At 64.4% G+C, this 14,544-nt stretch carries 19 protein-coding genes; 5 read left to right on the top strand and 14 right to left on the bottom strand.

What is annotated here, in order from left to right; genetic code table 11:
• Positions 1-2: 2 nt before the first annotated feature.
• A complete protein-coding gene (locus ACWYRN_RS01390; RefSeq protein ID WP_488692757.1) occupies positions 3-878 on the bottom strand; it encodes a TauD/TfdA dioxygenase family protein in 876 nt (291 codons plus the stop codon).
• A gap of 223 nt (positions 879-1,101) precedes the next feature.
• Between ACWYRN_RS01390 and ACWYRN_RS01395 the strand changes: the two genes are divergently transcribed.
• Genes ACWYRN_RS01395 through ACWYRN_RS01410 form a run of 4 tightly spaced genes read left to right on the top strand, consistent with a single transcriptional unit; the run spans position 1,102 to position 3,434 of the window.
• Complete coding sequence (locus ACWYRN_RS01395; RefSeq protein ID WP_229438623.1) at positions 1,102-1,671, top strand: RNA polymerase sigma factor; 570 nt, start codon at positions 1,102-1,104, stop codon at positions 1,669-1,671.
• On the top strand, positions 1,668-2,081 hold the full coding sequence (locus ACWYRN_RS01400) for a DUF3619 family protein (RefSeq protein WP_229438624.1): 414 nt from the start codon (positions 1,668-1,670) through the stop codon (positions 2,079-2,081). The genes ACWYRN_RS01395 and ACWYRN_RS01400 overlap by 4 nt, the downstream gene beginning before the upstream one ends.
• The gene (locus ACWYRN_RS01405; RefSeq protein WP_488690786.1) at positions 2,078-2,914 is read left to right on the top strand and encodes a DUF3106 domain-containing protein; all 837 of its coding nucleotides are present in this window, start codon (positions 2,078-2,080) and stop codon (positions 2,912-2,914) included. Before ACWYRN_RS01400 ends, ACWYRN_RS01405 begins: the two co-directional genes overlap by 4 nt.
• A complete protein-coding gene (locus ACWYRN_RS01410; RefSeq protein WP_488690787.1) occupies positions 2,901-3,434 on the top strand; it encodes an RDD family protein in 534 nt (177 codons plus the stop codon). The genes ACWYRN_RS01405 and ACWYRN_RS01410 overlap by 14 nt, the downstream gene beginning before the upstream one ends.
• Here the strand turns inward: ACWYRN_RS01410 and ACWYRN_RS01415 are convergent.
• The 13 genes from ACWYRN_RS01415 to ACWYRN_RS01475 form a co-directional block, all read right to left on the bottom strand.
• Positions 3,413-3,682 carry a hypothetical protein gene (locus ACWYRN_RS01415; protein WP_488690788.1) on the bottom strand — a complete coding sequence of 90 codons (270 nt, stop codon included), beginning with the start codon at positions 3,680-3,682 and terminating at the stop codon, positions 3,413-3,415. The genes ACWYRN_RS01410 and ACWYRN_RS01415 overlap by 22 nt on opposite strands.
• Positions 3,683-4,009: 327 nt before the next feature.
• Positions 4,010-4,753, bottom strand: coding sequence for an RNA pseudouridine synthase (locus tag ACWYRN_RS01420; protein ID WP_488690789.1), 744 nt, complete (start codon positions 4,751-4,753; stop codon positions 4,010-4,012).
• On the bottom strand, positions 4,753-5,781 hold the full coding sequence (gene ltaE / locus ACWYRN_RS01425) for a low-specificity L-threonine aldolase (protein ID WP_488690790.1): 1,029 nt from the start codon (positions 5,779-5,781) through the stop codon (positions 4,753-4,755). The genes ACWYRN_RS01420 and ltaE overlap by 1 nt, the downstream gene beginning before the upstream one ends.
• A 5-nt stretch (positions 5,782-5,786) precedes the next feature.
• Entirely contained in the window at positions 5,787-6,701 is a 915-nt protein-coding gene (locus tag ACWYRN_RS01430; RefSeq protein WP_488690791.1) for a class I SAM-dependent methyltransferase, read from the bottom strand.
• Entirely contained in the window at positions 6,688-6,882 is a 195-nt protein-coding gene (iscX, locus tag ACWYRN_RS01435; RefSeq protein ID WP_488690792.1) for a Fe-S cluster assembly protein IscX, read from the bottom strand. Before iscX ends, ACWYRN_RS01430 begins: the two co-directional genes overlap by 14 nt.
• A gap of 22 nt (positions 6,883-6,904) precedes the next feature.
• Positions 6,905-7,246, bottom strand: a complete 342-nt coding sequence (gene fdx, locus ACWYRN_RS01440) for an ISC system 2Fe-2S type ferredoxin (protein ID WP_229438633.1) — start codon at positions 7,244-7,246, stop codon at positions 6,905-6,907.
• A 246-nt stretch (positions 7,247-7,492) separates the two neighbouring features.
• Complete coding sequence (gene hscA, locus ACWYRN_RS01445) at positions 7,493-9,382, bottom strand: Fe-S protein assembly chaperone HscA (protein ID WP_488690794.1); 1,890 nt, start codon at positions 9,380-9,382, stop codon at positions 7,493-7,495.
• Between the two features lie 344 nt (positions 9,383-9,726).
• Positions 9,727-10,242, bottom strand: a complete 516-nt coding sequence (hscB, locus tag ACWYRN_RS01450; RefSeq protein ID WP_488690795.1) for a Fe-S protein assembly co-chaperone HscB — start codon at positions 10,240-10,242, stop codon at positions 9,727-9,729.
• A gap of 5 nt (positions 10,243-10,247) precedes the next feature.
• A complete protein-coding gene (iscA, locus tag ACWYRN_RS01455) occupies positions 10,248-10,571 on the bottom strand; it encodes an iron-sulfur cluster assembly protein IscA (protein WP_488690796.1) in 324 nt (107 codons plus the stop codon).
• 40 nt (positions 10,572-10,611) lie between these two features.
• Positions 10,612-10,998, bottom strand: a complete 387-nt coding sequence (gene iscU / locus ACWYRN_RS01460) for a Fe-S cluster assembly scaffold IscU (protein WP_229438637.1) — start codon at positions 10,996-10,998, stop codon at positions 10,612-10,614.
• A gap of 36 nt (positions 10,999-11,034) precedes the next feature.
• Positions 11,035-12,291: an IscS subfamily cysteine desulfurase gene (locus ACWYRN_RS01465; RefSeq protein WP_229438638.1), complete on the bottom strand. Its 1,257-nt coding sequence runs from the start codon at positions 12,289-12,291 to the stop codon at positions 11,035-11,037.
• A gap of 34 nt (positions 12,292-12,325) precedes the next feature.
• The gene (gene iscR, locus ACWYRN_RS01470; RefSeq protein ID WP_229438639.1) at positions 12,326-12,817 is read right to left on the bottom strand and encodes a Fe-S cluster assembly transcriptional regulator IscR; all 492 of its coding nucleotides are present in this window, start codon (positions 12,815-12,817) and stop codon (positions 12,326-12,328) included.
• Between the two features lie 304 nt (positions 12,818-13,121).
• Entirely contained in the window at positions 13,122-13,892 is a 771-nt protein-coding gene (locus ACWYRN_RS01475; RefSeq protein ID WP_488690797.1) for a uracil-DNA glycosylase family protein, read from the bottom strand.
• Between the two features lie 179 nt (positions 13,893-14,071).
• Between ACWYRN_RS01475 and ACWYRN_RS01480 the strand changes: the two genes are divergently transcribed.
• A complete protein-coding gene (locus ACWYRN_RS01480; RefSeq protein WP_488690798.1) occupies positions 14,072-14,503 on the top strand; it encodes a CBS domain-containing protein in 432 nt (143 codons plus the stop codon).
• Positions 14,504-14,544: the final 41 nt, after the last annotated feature.

Below are 14,544 nucleotides of genomic sequence, written 5' to 3' on the forward strand. Positions count from 1 at the left end.
GGTCAGAACGGGACGTCGCCCGCGATCGTCGTGCGGTACAGCTTGCGGCGCTGGTCGGGCGGGCAGCCGGCGGCCAGGTGCATCAGCGAGCGGTTATCCCAGAACACCATGTCCCCGGCTTTCCACTGGTGGCGGTAGATGAATTCCGGCCGGGTGCTGTGCTCGAACAGGGCGTCGAGCAGCGCGCGGCTGCGCTCTTCGGGAATGCCGACGATGCGCGTGGTGAAATGCTCGCTGACGAACAGCGCGCGGCGCCCGGTTTCCGGATGCGTGCGCACTACCGGGTGGCGCACCGGCACCACTTCGTCGATCTGGGCTTGCGTGAGTTTGGGGCGCCAGGGGTTCAGCTTGCGCAGGTCTTCGTAGCGCGCCAGGTAGCTGTGCTCGGCCTGGGCATGCTCGACTTCGCGTTTCAGCCAGCCGGGCAGCGTGTCCCAGGCCAGGTGCTGGTTGGCGAACAGGGTGTCGCCGCCATCGGCCGGCAGCTCCTGTGCGTGCAGCATCGAGCCCAGGCTGGGCGTGGCTTTATAAGAGAGGTCCGAGTGCCACAGGTGGCCGGCGTCGCCCAGGCCGATCGGCTCGCCGTTTTCGCGGATGTTCGAGATGACCAGCACTTCCGGGTGGCCGGCCAACTGGAACTGGCGCAGCACGTGGATCTGCAGCTCGCCGAAGCGGCGGCTGAAGTCGACCTGCTGGGCCGGCGTGATATTGGTATCGCGGAACACCAGCACGTGGTAGTCGAGGTGGGCGCGGTGCACGCGGGCCAGGTCGGCGGTGCCGATCGGGCGCGAGAGGTCGAGGCCGAGGACTTCGGCGCCGAGCGGGGCGTTCAGGGGCCGGATGTCAAAGTCCTGGCGCTGGGTGGTGTCGAGTGGCATGGCAGTCAAGATGAATAATCGTTCAACTCAGCTTAGCCACGCCCCCTTGGCGCGACAACGAATCATTTCGACTATCGTCATGCAGTTTTTGACAAGACAGCACGCCTCCTGAAAAGGCTGGACTGAGCAATTCCGCTGCATGGCCGGTGGTTTTTTGCTAGGATTCGACAGTTTTCCATAAAGCACAGGCCAAGTACCTGCGCGCATCACCCCCTTTCATCGCATGGCGACAGACAAAGAACTCAACGACTTCCTCGAGAATGTCGAACGGCGCGCTTTCAAGCAAGCCGTGTACGCCGTGCGCAAGGACGAGGCCGCGCTCGACATCGTGCAGGACGCGATGATCAAGCTCGCCGAGAAATATGGCGACAAGCCGCCCGCCGAACTGCCGATGCTGTTCCAGCGCATCCTGCAGAACACCATCCTCGATTACTTCCGCCGCGAAAAGGTGCGCAACACCTGGGTCAGCCTCTTTTCGGGCTTCGGCCGTAAGGATGAGGGCGATGAGGACTTTGATATACTCAACGCGTACGAGGCGGAAGAAGGGTCGGCCGCGGCCGAGTCGAGCATGGACCAGGTCGAGCGGGCGCAAACCTTGCGCCTGATCGAAGCGGAAATACAAAAGCTCCCAACGCGTCAACGCGAAGCCTTCCTTATGCGTTACTGGCAGGATATGGACGTGGCCGAAACGGCCTTAGCGATGGGCTGTTCCGAGGGCAGCGTCAAAACGCACTGCTCGCGCGCGACACATGCGCTTGCCGATGCCCTGCGGGCCAAGGGAATTAAACTATGAATACCGACGACATCAACCTGGCGTACAAGCTGCGCCACGCCTTGAACGAGAATCTCGACGCGCTGCCGGCTTCCACCACCGAGCGCCTGGCCGCCGCACGCGCACTGGCGCTGTCGCGCAAGAAGCCGGATGCCGCAAGCACGGCGCCATTCGCGAAAAAAGACTGGCGCCGCAGCTGGTTCGATGTCAATTCGCTGTTTTCGAATGCCGCGCTGGGCCGCCTGGCGGTCGCGGTGCCGCTGCTGGCCCTGGTCGTCGGCCTGGGCGGCGTGTATCAGTATGAACAACAGCAGCAGATCGCCGAACTGGCCGAGCTCGACGCCGCCGTGCTGGCCGACGAGCTGCCGCTGACCGCCTACCTCGACCACGGCTTCAATGCCTACGTGGAGTCGCAACAGCGCCGCCAATGACGAAACGCACCTCCAAACCCCGCCGCGCCTGGATTGCAGTCGCAGCGGTGGCGGTGGCCATCATCGCGGCCTGGGCCATTTCTGAACGATGGAGCATCGTCTCCCCAGACGCGGCGTCGGCCAGCACCGCGGCAAGCGCCGGCGCTGCCCCGAACGCAGGCAAGAGCGGCCCCCTGATCCTCGACAAACCCCTGTGGCGCGACCTGACGCGCGCCCAGCAGCTGGCGCTGGGGCCGCTGCAGGCCGAGTGGGACGAAATGGACGGTGCGCGCAAGCGCAAATGGCTGGAGATGTCGCGCCGCTTCGCCTCGATGAACCCGGAAGAACAGGGCCGCGTGCACGAGCGCATGCGCCAGTGGATCCGCCTGACGCCGGAAGAACGCAACCTGGCGCGCGAAAACTATAGCAAGGTACGCAAACTCGCACCGGGCGAAAAGGCCGCCAGTTGGGAAAGCTACAAGCAGCTGAGCACCGACCAGAAGCGGCGCCTGGCGCGCACGCCGGTACGCAAGCCCGATGCCACGCCGACGCCGTCCGAACCGACCATCGTGGCGCCGACCAGTTGCCCGCCCGGCACCACCCGCCGCGGCGCGTCCTGCATCTCGCTGCATGCGCCGGGCACGCTGCCGAACGCGCCGGCGCTCACGCAGCCAGCCACGCAGCCGGCGCCCGCATCTGCTCCCTCCTCTGTTCCCGCCCCCGCTCCTTCCGCTCCGGCACCGGCTGAACCGGCGGCGCCGGCGCCCACCTCGCCGGCCGCGCCGGCAGTAACCGCGCCCGGCACGAGCGTCCAACCCGCAACCAATTCCACCGTATCGAATGCAAACGGCTAATCCATCCGCGATCGGCACGCCCACCGTCAAGCGTCGCCTGATCGCGATGGTGTACGAGGCTTTCCTGCTCACCGCCATCGAGGCGCTTGCCGTTTTCATCTTCATCTTCGCCACCGGCAACCGCCAGGAACCGGCCTGGCGCGCCGGCCTGATGGCTTTCCTGTTCCTGGTGACCGGCGCCTATTTCGTGCATTCCTGGCGCGGCGCCGGCTTCACGCTGGCCATGAAGACCTGGCGTATCAAGGTGGTCAAGGTGGGACATGCGAAAGTGCCGTTCAGGAATGCGGCAATCCGCTACCTGCTGGCCTGGGGCTGGTTCGCGCCGGCACTGGCCATCGGCGCCCTGCTCGATTTGCATCATTTCAAGGAATGGGCGATCCTGCTGTCGGCCGGCATGGTGGCCTGGGCGCTGACGGCCTTTCTCGACAAGGACCGCCAGTTCCTGCACGATCGGATCGCGGGCACGCGCCTGATTGCGTTGCCGAAGGCGCAGAAGGTTCAGAAGGCCCAGGCGAAGTAGCCGACCAGGAACAGCATGCCGGCCAGGGCGCACAGCACGCCGCCGAGCGTGACCTGGTAGCGGCGCGTGAGCAGGCTGGTCCAGGAACCGACCGGATCGCCCTCATACCAGTTCGCGCGCCAGGTCGTGAGCGCATACAGGTGCAGCGCCATCGACGCCGCCAGCAAGGCAATCGGTTCGCTTTGAACGGCAAGGACGACCGCCGCCAGGACCAGGCAAAACGATGCAGCTTTGCATTGCGTTTTCATACTCAGTTCCGCCCGCTTCACAGATGCCGGTTTTAACGATCGCGCCAGCACGGATATCAACAGGAACAACAAACGTCACAACTCATTGACTGAAGTTAATTCAATCAATTACGTGAGTCTATTTCTTTTGGGTGAAGTGCTGAGGCAGATCAAAGCGATCTCTGCCATCAAGACTGGCGGTCAGCGCAGCAGGCGCGCAGATGGTGAGACAGCGTGGGCTCGAGAGCCCACCCTACGAAAATCGGATTCCCGTAGGGTGGGCTCTTGAGCCCACGCGGAATGGTACCGCTGAAAAACCACAAAAGCGACCGAAGTCGCTCCTGCAGATCAAAAACGCTCATACTCCGCCAGATAGCGCCACTGGCCCTCAGCCAGCCCCGCCATCGGCATGCGCCCCACGCGCAGGCGCTTCAGTTCCGTCAGCGTCAAACCGACTTCCGCACACATGTGCTCGATCTGCCCCGGCACCACGCCCTTGGCGGCGAAGCGCAGGCGCCCTTCGCTCTGCCAGCTGACCTTCATCGGCGCGATCGGCTTGCGGTTGAAGGTCAAGCCATGGTTCAGCAGCGCCAGGCCGCCGTCCTTGATGCCGCCGTCGACCTCGGCCACGTATTCGTATTCCACACGCACCGCATCGTCGACCAGCTTGCGCGCGACGCGGAAGTCCTGGGTGTAGACGACCAGGCCGCTGGCATCGGTCTCCAGCGGCGTGCACAGGGTCAGGCGCGCCAGGTGGCGCTTCAGGAAGCGCGGCGCGCCGTGCGTGGCCACCAGCGATTCGGCCGTCACGCACTCCAGCGCATTCGCGCCACGCATGCCGACGCCGGCATTCGCGCCCGAGGGCTTGTGCAACAGGATCGTTACCGGCGCCGGTTCCTCGGCGCGGGCGTTCGGCAGCAGCACGACCTGCTGGCCCGGGTTCACGCGCGTGGCCGGGTCTTCCTGCACCACGCCGTCGACGCTGACCCAGCCGCCGGCGATGTAGCGCTCGGCCTCGGCGCGCGAGCACGGCACCAGTTCCGCCACGCGCTTGGCCAGGCGGATGCCTTCCGCGGACTTCTGTTCAACCATCACGCCTGCCAGTTCTTAAAGAAGGATTTGAAGGCGCCGATCGTGCGGTCGACATCGGCGGCCGACACATCCAGATGCGTCACGATGCGCATGCGCGGACCGACCGTGGCGCGGATGCCCGCTTCAAGCAGGGCTTTGCGCAGCGGATCGCAGGCGGCGGCCGGCACGTCGAGCCAGAAGATGTTGGTCTGCGGCGTGCCCACGTTCAGGACTTCGATCTCGGACAGGCCACGCGCCAGCGCGGCGGCGTTGTCGTGGTCGTCGGCCAGGCGCTGCACGTTGTGCTCGAGCGCGTACAGCGCAGCCGCGGCGATGACGCCGGCCTGGCGCATACCGCCGCCCAGCATCTTGCGCCAGCGCTTGCCCTGCTCGATGAAAGCCTTCGGTCCCAGCAGCACCGAACCGACCGGCGCGCCCAGGCCCTTCGACAGGCAGACCGACACGGTGTCGAAACCGAGCACCGCTTCGCGCAGGCCGATGCCTTGCTTGACGGCGGCGTTGCAGATGCGCGCGCCGTCGAGGTGGGTGGCCAGGCCGCGCACGTGCGCCAGCGTGGTGGCGGCGGCGACGTATTCCTGGCTCAGCACGCGGCCGCCGATGGTGTTTTCCAGCGCCAGCAGGCGGGTGCGCGCGAAGTGCATGTCGTCGGGCTTGATGTAGGCCTCGATGTCGGCCAGCGCGATCGAACCGTCCGGCCCGTTCGCGATCGGCTGCGGCTGGATCGAGCCCAGCACGGCGGCGCCGCCGCCTTCGTACTTGTAGGTATGCGCTTCCTGGCCGACCAGGTATTCGTCGCCGCGGCCGCAATGGGTCATCAGCGCGATCAAATTGGTCTGCGTGCCGCTCGGTGCGAACATGCCGGCTTCATAGCCGAACAACTCGGCCGCGTGTTCCTGCAGGCGGTTGACGGTGGGGTCGTCGCCATAGACGTCGTCGCCGACGTCGGCTGCCGCCATCGCGGCGCGCATGGCTTGCGAGGGTTGGGTGACGGTGTCGCTGCGCAGGTCGATCGGGTGTTGTTCGCTCATGGTGTTCAATTGTCGGTTGTTACAGCTGCTTCAGATTGGGCTCGCTCTGCCTGCGAGGTATAGAAACGCTGGCCCATCTCTTCCAGGCCGAGCGTGGACAGCACTTCCTGCAGGCGCTCGCTCGGGCGGCGGCGCGGCAGGTTCTTGTACGTGGCGACGATCAGCTCGTTCTTCATCGAGTGCTCCCAGCCGACCAGCTCCGTCACCGTCACCTGGTAGCCGTGGGCTTCCAGCTGCAGGCAGCGCAGCACGTTCGTCACCTGGCTGCCGAACTCGCGCGTGTGGATCGGATGGCGCCAGATTTCGGTGAGCGCGCTCTTGCCCAGGTCCTTGCCCTTGTTCTTGCGCAGCACGGTGGCTACTTCGGCCTGGCAGCACGGCACCAGCACCATGTGCCTGGCCTTCTTCTTCAGCGCGAAGTCGATGGCGTCGTCGGTGGCCGTGTTGCAGGCGTGGAGCGCGGTGACGACGTCGAGGGTCTCGGGCAGCTCGCTCGAGGTGGTCGATTCCGCCACCGACAGCGGCAGGAAGGACATGTTCTGGAAACCCAGGCGCGCCGCCAGTTCCGTCGATTTCGCCACCAGCTCTTCGCGGGTCTCGATGCCGTAGATGTGCGAGGCGTCGTCCAGCGTTTTGAAGAACAGGTCGTACAGGATGAAGCCGAGGTAGGACTTGCCGGCGCCATGGTCGACCAGCGAGACCGTGCCCTTCTCGGCGCGCACGTCGTTCAGCAGCGGCTCGATGAAGTTGACCAGGTGGTAGACCTGCTTGAGCTTGCGGCGGCTGTCCTGGTTCAGCTTGGCGTCGCGCGTGAGGATGTGCAATTCCTTCAGCAGCTCGATCGACTGGCCGGGGCGAACCTCGGGAGGGAGCTCCGGTGCTGCCGGGGCCTTGGTGGTGTTGTGCTTAGCGTGCTTCATCGATCCATGCTGCCTGAATGGCTTCCAGTACGCGCTCGCCGCCGCGCGTGCGGTCGTCGTCGAAGCCGTCCAGCGCGACGACCCAGTTGTGCAGGTCCACGAAGCGCACCGTCGCCGGGTCGACGTCGGGATACTGTTCGTAGAGTGCTTCGGCGATGCTCGTGACGTCGGTCCACTTCATGGCAGATCCTGTCAGTGGTGTATTAATGGTTCTTTTCGGCTGCGTGGTTGATCGTGTATTTCGGGATCTCGACGACCAGGTCTTCCTCGGCGATGATCGCCTGGCAGGACAGGCGCGAATTCGGCTCCAGGCCCCAGGCCTTGTCGAGCATGTCTTCTTCTTTTTCTTCCAGCTCGTTCAGCGAGTCGAAACCTTCGCGCACGATCACGTGGCAGGTGGTGCAGGCGCAGACACGGTCGCAGGCGTGTTCGATCTCGATGTCGTTCTCGAGCAGGACGTCGCAGACGGACTTGCCGGCCGGGGCTTCCAGGACGGCGCCGTCGGGGCAGAACGTCGGGTGGGGCAGGATGACGATTTGTGGCACTTTGTTACCTCGTAAATTATTTATACTATATTTGACTTGGGCGCAGGATCTCGCCAGGGTCGCTGACCGTAGGGTGGGCACCCTGTGCCCACGCGGAACGACGCGCTAACGAGACGTTTTTCCACGCGCGAACAATGCGCAGAGTTTGCAGTTCAAAAAGCGTCACCGCGGCGCATGCTTCCGCGTGGGCACGGAGTGCCCACCCTACGGTCGCCGCTGCGTTTCATTTCATACGGCTGCAGCCGATCAAACCTCGTCCAGCGACTTCCCGGCCAGCGCGCTGCGCACGCTCTTGTCCATGCGGCGCGCGGCGAATTCCTCGGTGCCGTGGGCGAGCGCCTGGACCGCATCGTGCAGCGCGTTCTGGCGCGCGCCCGGCTCCACGTCGGTGTCGTTCGAGCGGTGCACCGCGTCGCGCACGCCATGGATCAGCTTCGCCACCGCATCCTGCTCTTCAACGCTGAGCAGATCGGCATCCGAATCCAGCGCCGACTGCGTCGCCAGCAGAATCCGCTCGGCCTCGACCTGCTCTTCGCGCAGCGCGCGCATCTGCATGTCGACCTGTGCCGAGCTGTACGAATCCTGCAGCATGCGCGCCACTTCGTCGTCGCCCAGGCCGTACGACGGCTTGACCGTGATCGAGGCTTCCACGCCCGAACGCGTTTCGCGCGCCGACACCGACAGCAGCCCGTCCGCATCCACTTGATAGGTCACGCGGATACGCGCCGCGCCGGCCGCCATCGGCGGAATGCCGCGCAGCTCAAAACGCGCCAGCGAGCGGCAATCCGACACCAGCTCGCGCTCGCCCTGCACCACGTGCACCGCCAGGGCCGTCTGGCCATCCTTGAAGGTCGTGAACTCCTGCGCACGCGCGCACGGAATCGTCGAATTGCGCGGGATGATCTTCTCGACCAGGCCGCCCATGGTCTCGATGCCGAGCGACAGCGGGGTCACGTCCAGCAGCAGCCAGTCGTCACCTTCGGCGCGGTTACCGGCCAGCAGGTTGGCCTGGATGGCGGCGCCCAGCGCCACCACCTTGTCCGGGTCGATGTTCGCGTGCGGGATGGTGTGGAAGTAGTCGCCCACCGCGCGGCGCACGTGCGGCATGCGCGTCGCGCCGCCGACCATCACCACGCCGTCGACGTCTTCGACCGACACGTTGGCATCGCGCATGGCCTTGCGGATCGCGTTCATGGTCTTGGCCACCAGGTGTTTGGTGATCTCGGCAAAGGTCGCGGCAGTGATCGTCACGTGGACGATCTCGCCCGAGTTCAGGATGGCGTCGATCGTGGTGTCGTCGTTGGTCGACAGCAGTTCCTTGGCCTGGCGCGCTTTCACCATCAGGGTGGCCGTGTCTTCGTCGGACAGCGGGGCCAGCTTGGCCTGCTCGTTGATCCAGCAGAACAGGCGGTGGTCGAAGTCGTCGCCGCCCAGGGCCGAGTCGCCGCCGGTGGACAGCACTTCGAACACGCCCTTCGAGAGCTTCAGGATCGAGATGTCGAAAGTGCCGCCGCCGAGGTCGTAGACGGCGTAGACGCCTTCCTTGCCGTGATCGAGACCGTAGGCAATCGCCGCGGCGGTCGGCTCCGACAGCAGGCGCAGCACGTTCAGGCCGGCCAGCTGGGCCGCGTCTTTCGTGGCCTGGCGCTGGGCGTCGTCGAAGTAGGCAGGCACGGTGATGACCGCGCCGACCAGTTCGTCGCCGAGCGAATCCTCGGCGCGCTGGCGCAGCGTGGCCAGGATCTGGGCCGAGGTCTCGACCGGGCTTTTCACGCCGGCGACGGTCTTGATCTGGACCATGCCTTCGCCGTCGACGAAGTCGTAGGGCAGGTTCTCGGCGTGGGCGATGTCCTTCAAGCCGCGGCCCATGAAGCGCTTCACCGAGACCACGGTGTTCTTCGGGTCGGTGGTCTGGTGGGCGCGCGCCTTGTGGCCGATGTGGGCGTGGCCGTTCGGCAGGTAACGCACGATCGACGGCAGCAGCGCGCGGCCGTCTTCGTCGCTCAGCACTTCAGGGCTGCCGCTGCGCACCGTGGCGACGAGCGAATTGGTGGTGCCCAGGTCGATGCCCACCGCCAGCCGGTGCTGGTGTGGCGCGGTCGACATGCCGGGTTCGGAAATCTGCAAAAGTGCCATTGTGTGTTACCTGGTTGTTATTCTTGGGGTGCGTGACCTGTGCCGTGAACGTCTGCATGGCGATGGTTTCGTAGGGTGGGCACTTTGTGGTGCTGGCATTTAGCCAGCCCCACTGCCCACGCGGAACGATGCGCTAACGCGGCTCACTTTCATACGCGAACGCTGCGCGGAGTTTGCGGCTCAAGGAGCGTCAACGCGACGCATGCATTCGCGTGGGCACAGCGTGCCCACCGTACGGTCGAATTCGCGGCCGATTCATTCGGCACGACATTTCACCCGCCCATTGTACTAGTGGGCGGCATTTGCCGCCCACCTCATATCCCTCCGGCGCCGCGCGCCGCCACTTACGCCTCGATCGCCTCGAATGCGTACTGCACCTCATCGCCGAACTTGTCGAGGAACATCAGCGCGCGCACGCCTTCGGCCGCCTTCCCGTACTCCCCCGCATCGATCTGCGAACCGACCTGCGCCAGCATCGCCTTGCGTTCGGCGCGCACCTGGGCATCGAGCTCGTCCAACGCCGACGCATCCTTTGAAGCACGCGCGTCGCCAAGTGCTTCACGCCACTCCATCTGCTGCATCAGGAAGGCCATCGGCATCGCCGTGTTCGACTCGGTCTGCAAATCGACGCCGTTCAGCTCGATCAAATACTGCGCGCGTTTCTGCGGGTTCTTCAGCGTTTGGTAGGCCTCGTTGGCCCGCGTCGCCCACTGCATCGCAACGCGCTTCTCGGCGTCGGTGGCGTTCACGAAGCGGTCGGGGTGCACGCGGCCCTGCACTTCGCGGTAGGCCGCATCCAGCGCGGTCAGATCGACATCGAAACGCGCAGGCAGCCCGAACAGCTCGAAATGGTTCTGCATCAGACTCAGATCCGGAAGCTCTCGCCGCAACCGCAATTGTCCTTGACGTTCGGGTTGTTGAAGCGGAAGCCTTCGTTCAGGCCCTCGCGGGCGAAGTCGAGTTCGGTGCCGTCGATGTAAGGCAGGCTTTTCGGGTCGACGAAGACCTTCACGCCAAAGGACTCGAAGATATTGTCCTCATCCGCTGCTTCGTCGACGTACTCCAGCTTGTAGGCCAGGCCGGAGCAGCCGGTGGTGCGCACGCCGAAACGCAGCCCGAGGCCCTTGCCGCGGCGCTCGATGTAGCGGTTGACGTGCTTCGCCGCTTTTTCGGTCAGTGTGATTGCCATGTGGTTCCTCCAGCTAGTTCTACTGTGTACAACTGAGTGCTTACGCGCTCGGGTGCTTGGTCTTGTAGTCGGCGACGGCGGCCTTGATCGCGTCTTCGGCCAGGATCGAGCAGTGGATCTTGACCGGCGGCAGCGCCAGTTCTTCGGCGATCTGCGTGTTCTTGATGGCCAGCGCTTCGTCGAGGCTCTTGCCCTTGACCCATTCGGTCACGAGCGAGCTCGATGCGATGGCCGAACCGCAGCCATAGGTCTTGAACTTCGCGTCTTCGATCAGGCCCTGCTCGTTGACCTTGATCTGCAGCTTCATCACGTCGCCGCAGGCCGGTGCGCCGACCATGCCGGTGCCAACCGATTCGTCGCCCTTTTCAAAGGCGCCGACGTTGCGCGGGTTTTCGTAGTGGTCGAGTACTTTGTCCGAATATGCCATGGTGATGCTCCTGTATTCTTTGAATGCGTCTGTAAATTAGTGGGCTGCCCACTGGATCGAATTGAGGTCGATGCCGTCCTTGAACATGTCCCAGAGCGGCGACAGTTCGCGCAGCTTGCCGACCTTGGACTTCAGCAGTTCGATCGTGAAGTCGATGTCTTCCTCGGTCGTGAAGCGGCCGATGGTAAAGCGGATCGAGCTGTGCGCCAGTTCGTCGCTGCGGCCCAGGGCGCGCAGCACGTACGACGGCTCCAGCGAGGCCGAGGTGCAGGCCGAACCCGACGACACTGCGATGTCCTTGATCGCCATGATCAGCGACTCGCCTTCGACGTAGTTGAACGAGACGTTCAGGTTGTGCGGCACGCGGTGTTCCATGTCGCCGTTGATGTAGACCTCTTCGATCTCCATCAGGCCCTTGGCCAGGCGGTCGCGCAGTGCTTTCACCTTGACCAGCTCGGCGTCCATCTCTTCTTTCGCGATGCGGAAGGCTTCGCCCATGCCCACGATCTGGTGGGTCGGCAGCGTGCCCGAACGCAGGCCGCGCTCATGGCCGCCGCCGTGCATCTGTGCTTCCAGGCGCACGCGCGGCTTGCGGCGCACGTACAGGGCGCCCACGCCTTTCGGGCCATAGGTCTTGTGCGCGGTGAAGGTCATCAGGTCGCACTTGGTTTTTTCCAGGTCGATGTGCACCTTGCCGGTTGCCTGGGCAGCGTCGCAGTGGAAGATGATGCCCTTCGAGCGGCACAGCGCGCCGATCTCGTCGATCGGCTGGATCACGCCGATCTCGTTATTCACCAGCATCACCGAGACCAGGATGGTGTCCGGACGGATCGCCGCTTCCAGCTGGGCGATGGTGATCAGGCCATTGTCCTGTGGCTCGAGGTAAGTCGCCTCGAAGCCGACGCGCTCGAGCTCGCGCACCGTGTCGAGCACGGCCTTGTGCTCGGTCTTCACGGTGATGATGTGCTTGCCCTTCGTTTTATAGAAGTTGGCAGCGCCCTTGATGGCGAGGTTGTTCGATTCGGTCGCGCCCGAGGTCCAGATGATTTCACGCGGATCGGCTCCGACCAGGGCGGCCACATTCGCGCGCGCTTCCTCGATCGCCGCTTCGGCGGTCCAGCCATACATGTGGCTGCGCGATGCCGGATTGCCGAACTGCTCGCGCAGGAAGGGAATCATTTTATCGGCGACGCGTGGATCGATCGGCGTGGTGGCCGAGTAGTCCATGTAGATCGGGAAATGCGGCGCAGTCACGAAGCTCTGCTCGATTTTTTTGTCCAAAGGCGCGTTCATCAGTTCACTCCAGTTTGCTGTGCTTCAGTTTTGTTCAGTTCTGCTCGACTGCCGGGGCAGTGGCAGCTGCGGCGGCACGGTGCACCACCACGACGTTTTGTTCTTTCTGCTTTTGCTGGTCGACCAGGTCTTGCAGGGACACCGAGTCCAGGTAGTCGACCATCTTGGCGTTCAGCGTGGTCCACAGCTCGTGCGTCATGCAGCGCGTGCCGCTGGCGGCATCCGCCCCGTGGCAGTTTTCCTTGCCGCCGCACTGCGTGGCATCGAGCGGCTCGTCGACCGCGATGATGATGTCGGCCACGGTGACTTTTTCGGCTGGACGGGCCAGGCTGTAGCCACCGCCCGGACCGCGGATCGATTCGACGATCTCGTGGCGGCGCAGCTTGCCGAACAGCTGCTCCAGGTAAGACAGCGAAATCGCCTGGCGCTGGCTGATGCCCGACAGCGTGACCGGACCATTGCCCTGGCGCAGGGCAAGATCGATCATCGCAGTAACAGCAAAGCGGCCTTTGGTGGTCAGACGCATCACAACCCCGGTTAATGTTAAAATATTGCTCTTGTTCACTAATCCCATCGGCACCAACACTTCGTTGCTGCTTCTTAAAAACCGGATTAGTTGAACGATTTAGTCAAGTATAGCAAATTCCAGGGGCCTTGTCTTGGCACCCCCAAAAACCGCCGGAGGCCGATCAGCGGCCCATCCGCCGCAGTCTGCGGCCGTGACCGTAGGTGGACAGCTCCACCGGTAACACCAGATCATCCGCTGCGTGAGCGCTGCCCACGCGGTGATACGCGACGTTCGCCCACCACCGCACGCGCCGGTACCCGCTTTAACGTTTCCGCAACAAGCGCATCGGCCCGAACAAGGCCTGCATCCCTTGGTTGGCAATGAACGTCAAGTTATAAGGATGCTCAGCCACCGCCTGCGGAAACCTCCCCGTCTCCGGCAGCTTCCTTAACTCCTCCGCAATCTTCCCCCACAACACCAGCGTCGGCGGCGCGGCCTTCTGCGCCAGCACCTCGAGTACGACTTGCAGGAAAGGCAACCAGGCCCGCGCATCGATCACTGGCTTCACATGCGCCCGGAATACCAGCGACGCATTCAGCAGCAGGAAACCTTCGCCGGTCAAATTCGCCTGCAACTCCGGCAACGTCTGGATCGACCCATTCGACATGGCGGCAGCCGCCACCGGCGCCATCGCCTCGCCCCCGGTGGCGTCCGGCTGGAGTTGCCCATCCGCCACCAGCAGCATTTTCATGAAGTTGCGCAGCGAAGTGGCGCGGTTCACCGGCTTCGACAGCCCGCCTGCGCTCCACAGCGCGCCGACCGCGCCATCCATGAAGCAGACCCCGGTCGCACTCTCGGCGCGCGGATACGGCCCCTCCCCCACCAGCACATAGCGCACCTTTTCCAGCGGCTGGGCAAATGCGGCGAACAGGCGGCCTTCGGTGGGCAGGTAGCTGTCGACGGCCAGCGCCGGCAGGTAGCCCGGGTTGGCCTGCGCCACCGCTTCCAGGCCGCGCAGCAGATGCGGGCGCCAGGAGGCATCGGCAAGGTCGAGGGCATTCAGGATGGCGGCGGGAACAGTGGTCTCGGTCATCGTGTCGGTCATATCATGCAAGCGCGAAAAAAGGAAACGGATTGTAGCCCAGCATGCAGGTGCGGGGCGCCAGGGCGAGCCATGATTCCGCGCTTCAATCTGGCGCAGCGCGGCGGCGATTCAGGGCAGGATGTCCTTCCCGCGGCCTGGCCCGCCAATCGACTAGAAGGAGCGCAAGGATGCAAACGATTCAAGAGGTGATGACGCGTGACGTACAGACCATTTCCACGCAAGACAGCGTGCAGCGCGCAGCCCAGCTGATGGACGAGCTGAACGTGGGTGCGATCCCGGTCGTGGACGACGGCAGGCTGGTCGGCATGATCACCGACCGCGACATCACCGTGCGCTCGGTGGCCGTCGGCCAGGACCCAACGGGCACCCGCGTCGGCGACGTGATGAGCACCGACGTGCGCACCTGCACGGTCGACCAGGGCGTGGAAGACGTGCTGGCGCAGATGGCCGACGTGCAGATCCGGCGCGTGCCCGTGGTCGACGGCAACGGCCGGGTGATCGGGATCGTGTCGCTGGGCGACGTGGTGACCAAGGCGCCGGTCGAGGTCGAGCAGACGCTGGACGAGATTTCGACGCCGTCGGAGCCGGACCGGTCGTGAACCGGGTTGGATCGGGCCGCGACCGGATGGCAGTGCGTGCG

Source organism: Massilia sp. BAP21 (assembly GCF_057801335.1).

Excerpts from the sequence above, each read along its gene's own strand:
- ACWYRN_RS01390 (WP_488692757.1), bottom strand. The coding sequence starts at position 878 with ATGCCACTCGACACCACCCAGCGCCAGGACTTTGACATCCGGCCCCTG.
- ACWYRN_RS01395 (WP_229438623.1), top strand. The coding sequence starts at position 1,102 with ATGGCGACAGACAAAGAACTCAACGACTTCCTCGAGAATGTCGAACGG.
- ACWYRN_RS01400 (WP_229438624.1), top strand. The coding sequence starts at position 1,668 with ATGAATACCGACGACATCAACCTGGCGTACAAGCTGCGCCACGCCTTG.
- ACWYRN_RS01405 (WP_488690786.1), top strand. The coding sequence starts at position 2,078 with ATGACGAAACGCACCTCCAAACCCCGCCGCGCCTGGATTGCAGTCGCA.
- ACWYRN_RS01410 (WP_488690787.1), top strand. The coding sequence starts at position 2,901 with ATGCAAACGGCTAATCCATCCGCGATCGGCACGCCCACCGTCAAGCGT.
- ACWYRN_RS01415 (WP_488690788.1), bottom strand. The coding sequence starts at position 3,682 with ATGAAAACGCAATGCAAAGCTGCATCGTTTTGCCTGGTCCTGGCGGCG.
- ACWYRN_RS01420 (WP_488690789.1), bottom strand. The coding sequence starts at position 4,753 with ATGGTTGAACAGAAGTCCGCGGAAGGCATCCGCCTGGCCAAGCGCGTG.
- ltaE (WP_488690790.1), bottom strand. The coding sequence starts at position 5,781 with ATGAGCGAACAACACCCGATCGACCTGCGCAGCGACACCGTCACCCAA.
- ACWYRN_RS01430 (WP_488690791.1), bottom strand. The coding sequence starts at position 6,701 with ATGAAGCACGCTAAGCACAACACCACCAAGGCCCCGGCAGCACCGGAG.
- iscX (WP_488690792.1), bottom strand. The coding sequence starts at position 6,882 with ATGAAGTGGACCGACGTCACGAGCATCGCCGAAGCACTCTACGAACAG.
- hscA (WP_488690794.1), bottom strand. The coding sequence starts at position 9,382 with ATGGCACTTTTGCAGATTTCCGAACCCGGCATGTCGACCGCGCCACAC.
- hscB (WP_488690795.1), bottom strand. The coding sequence starts at position 10,242 with ATGCAGAACCATTTCGAGCTGTTCGGGCTGCCTGCGCGTTTCGATGTC.
- iscA (WP_488690796.1), bottom strand. The coding sequence starts at position 10,571 with ATGGCAATCACACTGACCGAAAAAGCGGCGAAGCACGTCAACCGCTAC.
- iscU (WP_229438637.1), bottom strand. The coding sequence starts at position 10,998 with ATGGCATATTCGGACAAAGTACTCGACCACTACGAAAACCCGCGCAAC.
- ACWYRN_RS01465 (WP_229438638.1), bottom strand. The coding sequence starts at position 12,291 with ATGAACGCGCCTTTGGACAAAAAAATCGAGCAGAGCTTCGTGACTGCG.
- iscR (WP_229438639.1), bottom strand. The coding sequence starts at position 12,817 with ATGCGTCTGACCACCAAAGGCCGCTTTGCTGTTACTGCGATGATCGAT.
- ACWYRN_RS01475 (WP_488690797.1), bottom strand. The coding sequence starts at position 13,892 with ATGACCGAGACCACTGTTCCCGCCGCCATCCTGAATGCCCTCGACCTT.
- ACWYRN_RS01480 (WP_488690798.1), top strand. The coding sequence starts at position 14,072 with ATGCAAACGATTCAAGAGGTGATGACGCGTGACGTACAGACCATTTCC.